Raw genomic sequence first — 12,974 nt, 5'->3', positions numbered from 1 at the left:
ACGGACTGGGAGGTGCTCAGGCGGCGGTCCAGCCGCCGTCCATCAGGTAGGAGGAACCGGTCATCGACCGGGCGGCGTCGCTGCACAGGAAGTGCACGACCTCGGCGACCTCCTCGGGCTCGACCAGCCGCTTGAGCGCCGAGCGCTCGAGCAGGACCCGCTCGACCACCTCGCCCTCGGGGATGCCGTGCGTCGAGGCCTGGTCGGCGATCTGGCCCTCCACCAGGGGGGTGCGGACGTAGCCCGGACAGATCGTGTTGCTCGTGACCCCGTGCTCGGCGGCCTCGAGGGCGATCACCTTGGAGAGCCCCTCCAGGCCGTGCTTGGCGCTGACATAGGCGCTCTTGTACGCCGACGCACGGTGGCCGTGCACCGAGGAGACGTGGATGAGCCGGCCCCAGCCGCGGGCGTACATCCCGGGCAGCAGCGCCTGGGCCAGCCGGAAGGGCGCTTCGAGCATGATCGCGTGGATCTGGCGGAACATGGCCGGCTCGAAGTCCTCGATCGGTGCCACGTGCTGGATGCCCGCGTTGTTGACGAGGATGTCGGCCTTGACGCCCTCCATCGCTGCGGTGACAGCGTCTCCGTCGGCGAGGTCGAGGGTCAGCGCCTTGCCGCGGACGAGGTCTGCCACGCGCTCGGCGCCCTCGGCGTCGCGGTCAACGACGATGATGCTGGCGCCGGCCTCGGCCAGTCGGGTGGCGACAGCAGCACCGATGCCGCTCGCACCGCCGGTGACGACGGCCGCGCGACCGTACAGGGCGCTGGACCGACCCGGCGTGCTCGGTGTGACGTGGCTCTCAGGCATGGCGCTCACGCTAGGGCCGGCCGAGGACCTCCGCTATGTGGTGAGGCGCCACAGTCCGTCGGGCGACATGTGCTGGCATCACAGGTTCTGGAGCTTCAGCATCCGCAGGGCGACTTGGAGTTCCAGGGCTGCGGACGGCTCGCGCCACGACGGACCGAGCAGCTCCCCGATCCGGGCCAGGCGCTGGCTGACGGTGTTGGGGTGCACGTGGAGTGCCTCGGCCGCGCCTGCGATGGAGCCGGCGCGGTCGAACCACGCCTCGAGGGTAGACAGCAGCGCCGTACCCCGCTGGGCGTCGTGGGCCAGCACCGGACCCAGGGTGCTCTCGACGTAGTGGGTGACGGCCTCCGGGGTCGCCTCACCCAAGAGGAGGCTGGCCATGCCGAGGGAGGACACGTCACCCACCTCGCCGTGCCGTCCCAAGGCACGCAGGGCGATGGCGGCACGGTGCGAGGAGTCGTACGCCGCGGGCACGGTGCCGACGGACGTCGTGGCGACCCCCACGGTGGCGCGTGCGCCGAGGGCTGCCAGGACCAACGTTCCGAAGGCGATCGCGTCGGCGGCCGGGGCCAGCACGAGCAGGTCGCCGTGGTGGTCCGCGGAGATCCCGCGGTGCTGGACGGCGAAGCGCGATGCGGCTCGCGCTGCCGCGCCGCGGTCACCGTCGATGATGGCGGTGGCCAGGACCAGCTGGGCGTCCGGGTCGAACGTGTGCCGGCGCGCTCGCTCGCGCAGCCGGTCGGGGTCCAGCTCGCGACCCTCGACGAGGTCGACCAGCAGCTGGGTGCCGAGGCGCTCGCTGGCCTCCGCGACACTGCGCGCGAACACGAGCACCAGCGCCGTGACGAGGGCGCCGCGCTCCAGGGTCCGCTGCTCGACCGGGTCGAGGGGGCTGGTCCTGCCGTGCAGGATCACGGTGGTGACGTGCTCTCCCGCCGCAACCGCCGCTGCGACCCAGGTGTCCCCGGCCTGGATCGCGTGTCCGGAGCGGGCCGACTCCCTGGCGACCTCGAGGATCGCTGTGCGGTCGTCCACGTCGGACCCGGCCAGGAGCTGAGCGGCGGGGTCCCAGGCGGCCACGTCCCCGTCCAGCACCTGCGCGAGCACCTCCACCACCTCCGCCACGCCGCCGCCGGCGAGGAGCAGGTCGGTCATCTGCTCGTGCGCCAGCGCGGCCGCCTCCACCGACGTCGCGTGCGCGGAGATCGTCCGGTTGGCCTCGTCGAGCCGGGCGAAGAGCCGCGCGTTCTCCAGGGCGACGGACGCGTGCGCCGCGAACGACATCAGCAGCGAGACCTCGTCGGGCGGGAACTGTCGCACGGTGCGGTGCACAGCGAGCAGCGCGCCGATCACGCGGCCCTCGACGAGCAGGGGCACGCCCAGGATCGCCCGGATGCCCTCGCCCGCCACCGCGTCGTCGATGTCGTGTCGGTGCACGAACCGGGCGTCTGCGCGGTAGTCCGCGGTGAAGTAGGGCGCGCCGGTCTGGGCGACCAGGCCCAACAGCCCGGTGCCCAGTGGCAGTCGAAGTGTCCTGAACTCCTGGGTCAGCGCGCCGTCGGTGACCTTCATGTAGGAGGCGCCCTCGACCTCGTCGTTCAGCGAGAGGTAGGTCATGTCGGCGCCCAGCAGCACGCGGGCCCGCCGGACGATGGCGGTGAGGATCTCGTCCAGGTCGCGGATCGCGGTCAGGTCGTGCGCGGTCTCGTAGAGCGCTGACAGCTCGGCCTCGCGGGCGCGATGGCGCGCGATCACGTCACGCAGGCGGAGCGCGCGGTCGTAGTCGCCGGCGCGCCCGGGGTGGGCCTCGACGAAGCGGTCGAACTCGGCGCGGTCCGCGCCGGAGTAGAGGAGGTCGAGGAAGCTCGCGTCGGCGTCGGCCACGTCAGCCGCTCACCCGAGGTCGAGCGCCGGTCGGTAGAACTCCGGACCGGCAAAGGGGCCGCCGACGTGCGCTGCCTCCATCTCGTCCTCGTCGCGGGGCTCGATCCCGTCGCGGTACGTCGCCGCGTCGTCCTGCGGCTCGTAGCCGAGCCGGCGACCGGGCTCGAGGTCCCACCAGGCGTCGGCGTTGTTGCTGATGCCGTAGACCACCGCGTAGCCGGGTGCCGCTGCGGTCAGCGCCGCCTCGACCATGCGGACGGCGTCGTCGGGGGAGAGCCAGGTGGCGAGGTTGCGGTGGGTCGCCGGCTCGGGCAGGAAGCTGCCGATGCGACAGCTGATCGCGTCGATCGAGTGGCGGTCGGCGTACAGCCTCAGCAATGCCTCTGCCGCCACCTTCGCCACGCCGTAGAACGTGTCGGGGCGGGGGAGGGCGTCGTCGGAGACCGGCCCATGGCCCTCGGCCGGGCGCGGGCTGCGACCGACGGCGTGGTTGGAGCTCGCGTAGACCATGCGGGTGACGCGATGCTCCACCATGGCGTCGAGCAACGCGGCCGTGGTGATGACGTGCGAGGTGAGCTCGGTGGGCAGGTCTCGCTCATCGGGGATGCCGGCGAGGTGGACGACGCCGTCGAGGTGCTCGTCGGCGAAGACCGCACGCACGGCCTCCGGGTCGCTGCAGTCGACGGTGTGCCAGTTGCCGGTGAAGCCCTCGGGCTCCGGGACGAGGTCGAGCCCCACGACCTCGTGCCCGCGCTCGCACAGACCGAGGGTCACGACGCGACCGATCGACCCGGCTGCGCCGGTCACCAGCACGCGCATCAGCCGGCGCCGTTCACAGGGCAGGCACGATCTGGCCGAGGAGGTCGCCCATCCGGCTGGCGGCGGCCTTGCCGGCCTCGAGGACCTCCGCGTGGTCGAGGGGTTCGCCGCTGATCCCGGCGGCGAGGTTGGTGACCAGGCTGATCCCCAGCACCTCCATGCCGGCCTCGCGGGCCGCGATGGCCTCGAGGGTCGTGCTCATGCCCACGAGGTGGCCACCGATCGCGCGCACCATGCCGATCTCGGCGGGGGTCTCGTAGTGCGGGCCGGGGAACTGGACGTAGACGCCCTCGTCGAGGCTGGGGTCGATCTCCTTGCACAGCGCCCGGAGGCGAGGCGAGTAGAGATCGGTGAGGTCGACGAAGTTGGCGCCCTCGATCGGGCTGGTGGCCGTCAGGTTGATGTGGTCGGAGATCAGCACGGGCTGGCCGGGCCTGAAGGTGTCCTTCAGGCCGCCACAGCCGTTGGTGAGCACGATCGTCGAGCAACCCGCTGCTGCCGCCGTACGCACGGGGTGGACCACGGCAGCGACGCCCTTGCCCTCGTAGAAGTGGGTGCGGCTGAGGAACACCAGCACCTGCTTGTCACCGACGGCGACGCTGCGGATCTTGCCCGAGTGACCCACGACCCCGGCCGCGTGGAAGCCAGGCAGGTCGGTCGTGGCGATCTCGGCAGTGGCCGGACCGAGCGCGTCGACGGCCGGCAACCAGCCGGAGCCGAGGACCAGGGCGACGTCGTGGCGCTCGATGCCGGTGAGCTCGGCCAGCTTCGCGGCGGCCTGCTGGGCTTGGGCGGTGGTGTCGTTCACCGGGCGATCCTAGGACCTCGCTCCGGGAGAGGCAGGATGTGGGCATGCCGCACAGCGACGAATCGATCCCCACGGACCTCGAGTTCCACGAGTACGACACGCGGCTGGCGGCGTACGCCGTGATCGTGGACACCGAACATGCCCAGGACCGGGTCCTGTTGTCGTGGTGGAACGGCGAAGGGCACGGCGAGCCGGGCTGGTCGCTGCCCGGTGGCGGGGTGGACCTGCCCGAGACGGCCGAGCAGGGTGCGATCCGCGAGGCGCGGGAGGAGACCGGCTTCGACGTGGAGCTGACCGGCCTGCTCGGGGTCGACTCGCACGTCGTGAGCCCTGGTGAGCGGGTCATCGACACCGGCCGTTGGCAGCGGTCGCTGCGGATCCTTTTCAGCGCGCGGGTCGTCGGTGGATCGCTGGGGACCCTGGAGGTCAACGGGTCCACCGACTACGCCCAGTGGGTCCCGATCGCGTCGGTGCCTGACCTGCCGCGAGCCGGCATCGTCGACGTCGGGCTCGCGGCCTTCCGGGGACGCGGGGTCTGACCCGACCTTCCTCGGAGCCAGACAGCGCAGGCGAAACGTGCCAACCTGATCCGGTTCACTGAGGCGGCGACCGGCGTCTTCCGGTGTCGTGTCCCGGGGAGTCCTTGCATGTTGCGTCGCGTGATCAAGTTGGTGCTGGGTCCGCTCGTCGCTGCAGTCGTCCTGCCGGCCGCTCCTGCCCACGCCGCGGCTGCGATGAGCGTCAGCGTCTCGTTTCCCTCGACGACCCGAGTGGGCCAGGCGGACCTGCCGGCCATGATCCAGGTGGCCAACCAGTCCAGTGCGGGGGAGTTGGTCATGCTGACGTCTCTGACCCTGCTTCCGTCCTGCGCGTCGCTCGTCAGCAAGGCCCGTGCCAGACCCCGGACGCGGGCGTCTTCGCAATCTCCAACACTGCAGGGGGGCGTGTCGGCACTGCATGCGCCGGCGTCCTCTTCACCATCAGCCTCATCGACCCGGTTGCCGGGCGTTACCGGCTCACGCCGTCGCAGCCGATCGTGCTCGGTGGTCCGTCGGGGTCTCCCGCCGCCAGCTGCCTGATCGACTTCATCCTCGGCGTGTCCAGGGCCCCCACCGTCGACAGCAACCCGATCAGTCCGTGCCTGCAGACGACCGCCTCCGCGACCGTCGCCGGCGACACCCTGTTCGGCGATTCGGGTCGAGACTCCCTCGTCGGTGGGCGCGGTCAGGACATCCTGTTCGGCGGCCTCGGTCTGGACCGCTGCCGCGGAGGCAGGGTGGAGGATAGGGTCTGCTGCTGAGGGCCTGATCCTCGGTGCGACAGCTACAAGCCAGTGGATCGGCAGTCGCGCCGGCGCAGGTTCGCGACGTAGTCCTCGGGCGCCGAGGCCGCCTCGGCGGCGTCGGCCAGCACGCCGAGGTAGTGCGCGCTCGGCACGCCACCCTCGAAGGCGTCCAGCACGTAGGCCCACGCCACCATCTCCCCGGACATGGTCGACACTCGCACCCTGGTCTTGCGGTAGAGGCCGGTGTCGGCCGACTCCCAGCGGTCGAGCTCGGTCTCGTCTTCGGGAGTCACGTCGTAGATCGCGACATACACCTGCTCGAAGTGGTCCTCGACGATCGTCGCGAGGGCTCCGTCCCAGCCGTGCTCCTCCCCGCCGAAGGTCAGCCGCCACCCCGGCACCCAGCCGGTGGAGCGCAGGGGCGAGTGGGGGCAGCGCTCGCCCATGCGTGCTGGGTCCATGTTCGTCCCGTAGGCGGCGTAGAGCGTCACGGGCAGCAGGCTACCCAGCCACGACGCCGAAGTGCGCCCGCAGCCGTCGGTGTCGATGACGGAACAGGGTGGTGGCGACCAGGGCGACCACGAAGGTCGGAGTCAGCGGACGTCCCTCGACCTCGAGCACGTCGCTCACGCGCGTGCCTGCCGAGGACGCCACGACCTCGCGTCGGTGGTCCCAGCGCCGGGCGCTGAGCAGCGTCGATCTCTCCTGGAACAGGCGGCCGGGCACGACCTCGGTGAGGCGGAGCCGATCAGCATCGAACGGCAGGACGCCGAACAGCAGGAGCCAGGCCCACCCCAGGGACTCGTCCAGCGACAGGTCCTCGATCGAGGAACCCCGCCAGCGCCTCGGCATACGCATGCGCACCACGGGTCCGAGCTCGTGGTTGATCCCCTCTGGGGTCACCACCCTCGACCACACCTCGGCAGGCGGCGCCGCCACGGTGGAGGCGAACCTCAGAGTCCTCACCCGGGCGATCGTAGGGGACTCGTGCCAGCCGCTAATCTGGTCCCGTGACCCACTTCGACACCCTCGTCCTCGGCGCCGGCCCCGGCGGCTACGTCGCTGCCATTCGTGCCTCCCAGCTCGGCCAGAAGGTCGCCGTCGTGGAGGAGAAGTACTGGGGCGGTGTCTGCCTCAACGTCGGCTGCATCCCTTCCAAGGCGCTGCTGCGGAACGCCGAGCTCGCGCACACGCTCGTGCACGAGAAGGAGAAGTTCGGCATCGAGGGCGACGCCACGATGTCCTTCGGCCCCACGCATGCGCGGTCGCGGCAGGTGAGCGCCGACATCGTCAAGGGCGTCCACTACCTGATGAAGAAGAACAAGATCACCGAGATCAACGGGTGGGGCACGCTGACCGGTCCGACCGGGATCGACGTGGAGAAGGACGGCGAGAAGACGTCCTACACCTTCGACAACCTGATCATCGCCGCCGGCGCCACCGTGCGGATGCTGCCGGGCATGAAGGTCAGCGACAACGTGGTGACCTACGAGGAGCAGATCCTCGACTCCGAGCTGCCCGGCTCGATCATCATCGGCGGTTCCGGGGCGATCGGTGTCGAGTTCGCCTACGTCATGGCCAACTTCGGCGTCGACGTCACCATCGTGGAGTTCCTCGACCGGATGGTTCCCACCGAGGACGCCGACATCTCCAAGGAGCTGCTCAAGCACTACAAGAAGCTCGGTGTCAAGGTGATGTTGTCGACCAAGGTCGAGAACGTCGAGGACACCGGCTCCGGGGTCAAGGTCACCGTCAGCCCCGCCTCCGGCGAGGGCGAGAAGCAGGTCCTCGAGGCCGACAAGATGCTCAGCGCGTTCGGCTTCGCGCCCCGCGTCGAGGGCTACGGCCTGGAGAACACCGGCGTCGACGTCAGCGAGCGCGGCGCGATCGAGATCGATGACTACTGCCGTACCAACGTCCCGAACGTCTACGCTATCGGTGACTGCACCGGCAAGCTCATGCTCGCCCACGTCGCCGACGCGATGGCGATGGTCGCGGCCGAGACCATCAGCGGCGCCGAGACGATGCCCGTCAACTACGACATGGTCCCGCGAGCGACCTACTGCAACCCGCAGATCGGCTCGTTCGGCTACAGCGAGGCGCAGGCGAAGGAGAAGGGCTACGACGTCAAGACGGCCGCCTTCCCGTTCTCGGCCAACGGCAAGGCCAAGGGCCTCGGGGAGGCCATCGGCTTCGTCAAGGTCGTCGCCGACGCGGAGTACAACGAGATCATCGGCGTCCACATGATCGGGCCCAGCGTCACTGAGCTGCTGCCGGCGCTGACGCTGGCCCAGATGTGGGACCTCACCGCCGACGAGGTGGGCCGCAACGTCTTTGCCCACCCGACCCTCGGCGAGGCCGTCAAGGAAGCCATCCACGGCATCTCCGGCCACATGATCCACCTCTGATCCGGCTCAGCCGCTCGCGGCGCCCTGGTTCTTGACGTGCTCGCTGGCGATCCCGGCGGCGGTGGCCAGCGCTTCCTGGGCGTTCTCGAGGGCCGGCCGCAGCCGGCCCTCCCAGTCGGAGCGGAAGCGGGTCGCGTCGTTCCCGATCCAGTCGGTGTCGGCGAGCTGCGCCTCGAGCCGGGCACTGAGCTCGTGCACCCGCGCGCCCGCATCCTGGAGGTCCGCCCCGAGTACGGCGACCACGGCCATGTCCATGCCGCGCCAGCTCATGAGTCGGTTCCCGTCGCCTGATCAGCCAGGCTCCGGATCCGGAGGCGGAGGCCCTCGACCCTCTCGGGAATGGCCACGGCTCCCGATCCGGGAGCGGAGGTGACCGACCAGCAGCCATCCGGGCCGGAGAACACTCCGATGAGCTCCGGCCGGCTCACGGTCCTGGCCCGAGTGCCTGCTTCGTTGTCCTCGGCTGCGGAGATGACGACGACGTCGGCACGCAGGTGTGCCTGTCCCAGGACCTCCAGCAGCTGTGCGGGGGCCTCCTGCTCGGACATTGCGTCGATGGACACCGTCTCTCCCGTGCCGTCGGTGGCGTCGGCGTGGAGCGCTGCGCCGACGAGCAGCGCCGGCAGGTCACGGGTGAAGCCGAGGGCGAAGCGGTGCAACCCGTCCACCGTCACTTCCTCGAGCACGACCAGCTCGTCGACAACATGGGCGTACCAGAAGTCCTGCGCGTCCACGAGGGTGCGCGCCACGGCGACCAGGCAGGTTGCGGCTTGACGAAGGGTCACCAGGGTCAGGATGTCCTCACGCAGCTTCAGCCGGACGGGACCCGGGCCAGGGTCCGCCTCCGGGTCGACGATGCCGCGGGCGACGAGGCCCCGGTACGCCGACCGTTGGGCGATCTCGATGCCCTTCGACGCCAAGGTCGAGAAGTACGGCGTCACCACGGCCCCGGGACCGTAGGTCAGCAGGGACAGCTCCTCGTCGGTGAACACCTCGACCGGCCGCAGCCGAGGCGCGACGTCCTCGAGGGGAGGGGCGCTGATCGTGGCAGTCATCGGGTGGCTCCTGAGGGGGTTGCGAGCATGGTGTGGGCCTAGGCCTTGGCGGCCCGCGTGGCGTCGTCCCGGCAACTACGCCTATGACAACTCCGATGCCATCGGGCGGGCGGCCAATGTCGCCGGCGGGTGGCTCACGGACCGCTGGTCACATCGACGGCGGCGAACCAGGCACCAGCCCGGTCCTTCGATTCGTCGATCGCATCGCCCTGCCCATCTGCCGTGGATGAACGTCTTTGCGGCGGCGATCAACCCCTCGGCGCGGGCGAGTGCCGCGCAAACCCCTTGGCCGGTCGTGCCAGCGCACGGAAGAACTTGGACAGGTTCCACATCCGTTTGCCCGTCGACCAGGCTGTCTTGAGGCCCCAGCCCCTCACCGCGGTGTCGTGGATCCCTCGGAGCACGGAGTAGAGGAAGGTGTCGCCACTGGCGATGTCCTGGGCCAGGCGTTGATGCGCAGGTGCCGGCCAGCGGTCTTCAGCTCGTCGGCGACCTTGGTCATCTGGCTCTGCGCCGGTCCGCTCCACTGCTCCTTGCACCGGTCGGCGCTCGGTCCCTGCCCGGAGTCGGTCCGCTCGATCGAGCCGGCGAGGCGTCGGGCGAGCTCGTCCAGCTCGTCGGCGGCATCCCCGAACTCGGCTGCGAGATCTGCCAGCCGCCCTGTGTCGGCACCCACCATCGTCATGCGGCAAGGCTAGGGGCGGAGCGCCGGGAACTCATGCGGAAAGTTCCGCCTTGACGGCCGCTCGGCCCACCACCCCGACCCGCTGCAACAATGGCCCCATGGACCGAGTGGTGATCATTGGCGGCGGCCCCGGCGGCTACGAAGCAGCCCACGTGGCGGCCCAGCTCGGTGCTGAGGTCACGGTCGTCGACACCGACGGCATCGGGGGCTCCGCGGTCCTCACCGACTGCGTCCCGAGCAAGACGTTGATCGCCACGGCCGAGCTGATGACCGAGGTCAGCGATTCGGCGGAGCTGGGGATCGACTTCTTCGACGACGAGGGCGACGCGACGACGACGATCCGCGTCGACCTCGCCAAGGTCAACGCCCGCGTCAAGAAGCTGGCGACCGACCAGTCCACGGACATCGCTGCCCGGCTCGAACGTGACGGTGTGCGGGTGGTGAAGGGCCGGGGTCGGCTCGGACCCGACCTCACCGTCACCGTGGGCGATGAGACGCTCCAGGCCGACGCGATCCTGGTCGCGACCGGTGCCGCGCCCCGCACCCTGCCCGGTGCGATGCCCGACGGCGACCGGATCCTCACCTGGGAGCAGGTCTACGACCTCACCGAGGTGCCGGAGAAGCTGATCGTGGTCGGGTCCGGCGTGACGGGCGCCGAGTTCGCCAGCGCCTATCTCGCGCTCGGGATCCCGGTCACCCTGGTCAGCTCGCGCGACCGGGTGCTCCCCGGGGAGGACGCCGACGCCAGCGCCGTACTTGAAGAGGTGGCCACTCGCCGCGGCATGGAGGTCCTGTCCCAGTCGCGCATGCAGTCGGTGACGCGCGACGGCGACGTCGTGACCGTGCGCCTGACCGACGGTCGCGAGGTCACCGGGTCGCACTGCATCCTGGCGCTCGGCTCGGTCCCCAACACCGCCGACCTCGGCCTCGAGGAGACCGGCGTCGAGACGGACGAGGGCGGGTTCATCAAGGTCGACCGCGTCTCCCGCACCTCGTGCCGTGGCGTGTACGCCGCAGGCGACTGCACCGGCGTCCTGATGCTGGCCTCGGTGGCGGCCATGCAGGGGCGGATCGCCATGTGGCACTTCCTCGGCGACGCGGTCGCTCCCCTCGACCTGAAGAAGGTCTCGTCCAACGTCTTCACCGCCCCCGAGATCGCCACCGTCGGCTGGTCGCAGAAGTCGGTCGACGCCGGCGAGATCGAGGTCCAGGTGGTCATGCTGCCGCTGGCCGGCAACGCCCGGGCCAAGATGCAGGGCGTGCGCGACGGCTTCGTCAAGCTCTTCATCCGTCCGGGGACCGGCATCATCGTCGGGGGAGTCGTCGTTGGACCGCGCGCCTCCGAGCTCATCCACGTGGTCTCGCTGGCCGTTGCCGAGTCCCTCACGGCGGACAAGCTCGCGCAGGCCTTTACCGTCTATCCCTCGCTGAGCGGCTCGATCGCCGAGGCCGCACGGCGCCTGCACCGCGTCGAGTCCTGACTCCTCCAGCGGGGGTCAGGCGCTGAGCTCGGCCAGCACCTGGGGCACCTGCGCCGGGATCTCGCGCGCGAGGTAGCCGGCCGTGCCCACCTCCGAGGCGAGCCGCTCGCCGGCGCGGGCATGGAGGTAGCCCCCCCACACGGCCGCCTGGTCCGGGTCGGCACCACGGGCGAGGAGTCCGCCGACGATGCCGGCCTGGGTGTCCCCGGAGCCGGAGACGCCCAGTCCGGGGCCGCCGCCGGCGATGGTCCAGGCGGAGCCGTCGGGGGTGACGACGTGCTTGTCGGGGCCGCCGCAGAGCACCACGACCCGGGAACGCTCAGCCACTCGTAGGGCAACCGCGACCGGATCCGTCTCGACCTCGTCGAGGTGGCAGTGCGCCGTACGTGCCAGCTCGGTTGGGTTGACCGTCAGCACGACCCGCCTACCGAGGCGGTGCAGGCCCTCGGGGTGCTCGGTCACGTAGGCGGAGCCCAGGGCGTCGAGCACCAGGACCGACTCGAGGTGTGGCACGACGGCCTTGATGAGCTGCTCGGCCGCCTCGGGGTCGGTGAGCCCCGGGCCGGCGACCACGACGTCGGCGGACGCCAGTCGGTCGCGCAGGTCGTCGACGGCGTCAGCGGCGATGTCGTCACCCTCCCCGCGCGGCAGCGCCACCACCGCTGCCTCCGGCACGGCCACGGCGAGGCTGGCCACCACGTCGGCCACTGTGGCCAGGACGAGCTTGCCGGCTCCCGCGCGCAGCGCGGACTCGCCGGCGAGCAGTGCGGCGCCCGGGGTCGAGCGGCTGCCGCCCAGCACGAGGACCTGGCCGCGTGACTCCTTGCCGGACCCCGCCTGCGGCAGCGGCCACTCCCGCAGGACTGCCGGCGTCACGACGACAGGTTGCCCGCTCACGACGCGTCCTGCGTGGCCCCGCTTGCGGCATGCGTGCTGTCGTGACGAGGCTCGCGGGTGACCTCGACATCCGCGCGATCGACCGCGGTCGTGTCGGCGAACTGGTCGAGCTCGAAGACCAGGTCGGTCTCTGCCCGCGAGTAGCGCGTGAACGAGGCGTTGGGGATGGGGGTCTGGCGATCGATCTCGAGCAGTTCCTGCTCCGAGACGTCCTCCAGCACGTAGCGGAAGGCACTGATCACGGCCTGGTGGGTGAACAGCCACACCCTCTCGCGGTCGTAGCCGTGGCGCAGGTCGTCCAGCAGGCTGCGCACGCGCAGCACGACGTCGGCCCAGCTCTCCCCGGACGGCGGCTGGTAGTAGAACTTGCCCAGGTGCTGTCGACGCTCGGCCTCCTCGGGGTAGCGGGCCTTGATCCCGAGACCGGTCAGCCCGTCGAAGACACCGAGGTCGCGTTCGCGCAGCCGTTCGTCCAGCACCGGCACCAGACCGCAGTCGGCGACCACGCGTCGAGCCGTCTCGGCCGCGCGCCGGTAGGGGGAGCTGAGCACGACCGTCGGCCCGCGGTCGTCGTCGGCCCCGGCGAGCCAGTCCTTCACAGCGTCCGCCTGCGCCTGTCCCGTCTCGGACAGCTCGACATCGGCGTCGCGGGCGTCGAGGTCGAGGCGCTCGGCCCCCTGCTCTCGCGCCTGCGCGTCCGCGAGGTTGCCCACGCTGTGTCCGTGCCTCACCAGCACGATCTCGACCGGACCTGTCTTCCACCGGGGCCGCATCAGCCACTCACCTCGTGTTCCGTTGTCGGGTCGTCACGGGAGTCGTGCCCAAACAGACCGCGTCCATGCGC

At 70.7% G+C, this 12,974-nt stretch carries 15 protein-coding genes; 4 read left to right on the top strand and 11 right to left on the bottom strand.

Translation table 11 applies throughout. The features are described from left to right. Positions 1-16 precede the first annotated feature (16 nt). From JWN68_RS17165 to JWN68_RS17150, 4 genes are all read right to left on the bottom strand, one after another. Positions 17-808: a 3-hydroxybutyrate dehydrogenase gene (locus tag JWN68_RS17165; RefSeq protein WP_297741177.1), complete on the bottom strand. Its 792-nt coding sequence runs from the start codon at positions 806-808 to the stop codon at positions 17-19. 78 nt (positions 809-886) lie between these two features. Beyond that, a complete protein-coding gene (locus tag JWN68_RS17160) occupies positions 887-2,692 on the bottom strand; it encodes a GAF domain-containing protein (protein ID WP_297741174.1) in 1,806 nt (601 codons plus the stop codon). Positions 2,693-2,701: 9 nt separating this feature from the next. Further along, a complete protein-coding gene (locus JWN68_RS17155; protein ID WP_297741172.1) occupies positions 2,702-3,511 on the bottom strand; it encodes an NAD(P)-dependent oxidoreductase in 810 nt (269 codons plus the stop codon). Between the two features lie 13 nt (positions 3,512-3,524). Then, on the bottom strand, positions 3,525-4,319 hold the full coding sequence (locus tag JWN68_RS17150) for a purine-nucleoside phosphorylase (RefSeq protein WP_297741170.1): 795 nt from the start codon (positions 4,317-4,319) through the stop codon (positions 3,525-3,527). Between the two features lie 44 nt (positions 4,320-4,363). On the opposite strand from JWN68_RS17150, the gene JWN68_RS17145 reads away from it, so the two are divergent. Continuing rightward, positions 4,364-4,858 carry an NUDIX domain-containing protein gene (locus tag JWN68_RS17145; protein WP_297741167.1) on the top strand — a complete coding sequence of 165 codons (495 nt, stop codon included), beginning with the start codon at positions 4,364-4,366 and terminating at the stop codon, positions 4,856-4,858. Between the two features lie 83 nt (positions 4,859-4,941). Beyond that, positions 4,942-5,619 (top strand): hypothetical protein, encoded by a 678-nt coding sequence (locus JWN68_RS19440; protein WP_366519825.1) that lies wholly within the window; start codon positions 4,942-4,944, stop codon positions 5,617-5,619. 23 nt (positions 5,620-5,642) lie between these two features. On the opposite strand, the gene JWN68_RS17140 is transcribed toward JWN68_RS19440, so the two are convergent. Next, on the bottom strand, positions 5,643-6,095 hold the full coding sequence (locus tag JWN68_RS17140) for a gamma-glutamylcyclotransferase (RefSeq protein ID WP_297741165.1): 453 nt from the start codon (positions 6,093-6,095) through the stop codon (positions 5,643-5,645). Between the two features lie 10 nt (positions 6,096-6,105). Further along, a complete protein-coding gene (locus tag JWN68_RS17135; RefSeq protein ID WP_297741163.1) occupies positions 6,106-6,570 on the bottom strand; it encodes a hypothetical protein in 465 nt (154 codons plus the stop codon). Positions 6,571-6,614: 44 nt separating this feature from the next. Between JWN68_RS17135 and lpdA the strand changes: the two genes are divergently transcribed. After that, positions 6,615-8,012 carry a dihydrolipoyl dehydrogenase gene (lpdA, locus tag JWN68_RS17130; RefSeq protein WP_297741161.1) on the top strand — a complete coding sequence of 466 codons (1,398 nt, stop codon included), beginning with the start codon at positions 6,615-6,617 and terminating at the stop codon, positions 8,010-8,012. Between the two features lie 6 nt (positions 8,013-8,018). On the opposite strand, the gene JWN68_RS17125 is transcribed toward lpdA, so the two are convergent. The 3 genes from JWN68_RS17125 to JWN68_RS17115 all read right to left on the bottom strand — a co-directional run bounded on the left by JWN68_RS17125 (position 8,019) and on the right by JWN68_RS17115 (position 9,752). Then, complete coding sequence (locus JWN68_RS17125; RefSeq protein WP_297741158.1) at positions 8,019-8,282, bottom strand: hypothetical protein; 264 nt, start codon at positions 8,280-8,282, stop codon at positions 8,019-8,021. After that, entirely contained in the window at positions 8,279-9,067 is a 789-nt protein-coding gene (locus JWN68_RS17120) for a hypothetical protein (protein ID WP_297741156.1), read from the bottom strand. Before JWN68_RS17120 ends, JWN68_RS17125 begins: the two co-directional genes overlap by 4 nt. Positions 9,068-9,440: 373 nt before the next feature. Continuing rightward, positions 9,441-9,752 (bottom strand): hypothetical protein, encoded by a 312-nt coding sequence (locus JWN68_RS17115; protein ID WP_297741153.1) that lies wholly within the window; start codon positions 9,750-9,752, stop codon positions 9,441-9,443. A 98-nt stretch (positions 9,753-9,850) separates the two neighbouring features. Between JWN68_RS17115 and JWN68_RS17110 the strand changes: the two genes are divergently transcribed. Further along, positions 9,851-11,233 carry an NAD(P)H-quinone dehydrogenase gene (locus JWN68_RS17110; RefSeq protein ID WP_297741150.1) on the top strand — a complete coding sequence of 461 codons (1,383 nt, stop codon included), beginning with the start codon at positions 9,851-9,853 and terminating at the stop codon, positions 11,231-11,233. A gap of 15 nt (positions 11,234-11,248) precedes the next feature. On the opposite strand, the gene JWN68_RS17105 is transcribed toward JWN68_RS17110, so the two are convergent. Both JWN68_RS17105 and JWN68_RS17100 read right to left on the bottom strand, forming a co-directional pair. Then, complete coding sequence (locus JWN68_RS17105; protein ID WP_297741148.1) at positions 11,249-12,130, bottom strand: NAD(P)H-hydrate dehydratase; 882 nt, start codon at positions 12,128-12,130, stop codon at positions 11,249-11,251. Continuing rightward, positions 12,127-12,903, bottom strand: coding sequence for a histidine phosphatase family protein (locus tag JWN68_RS17100; RefSeq protein ID WP_297741146.1), 777 nt, complete (start codon positions 12,901-12,903; stop codon positions 12,127-12,129). The genes JWN68_RS17105 and JWN68_RS17100 overlap by 4 nt, the downstream gene beginning before the upstream one ends. Between the last annotated feature and the right edge of the window lie 71 nt (positions 12,904-12,974).

Source organism: Nocardioides sp. (assembly GCF_025964975.1).
GTDB lineage: Bacteria > Actinomycetota > Actinomycetes > Propionibacteriales > Nocardioidaceae > Nocardioides.
This window is presented reverse-complemented; position numbering and strand designations above follow the sequence as displayed.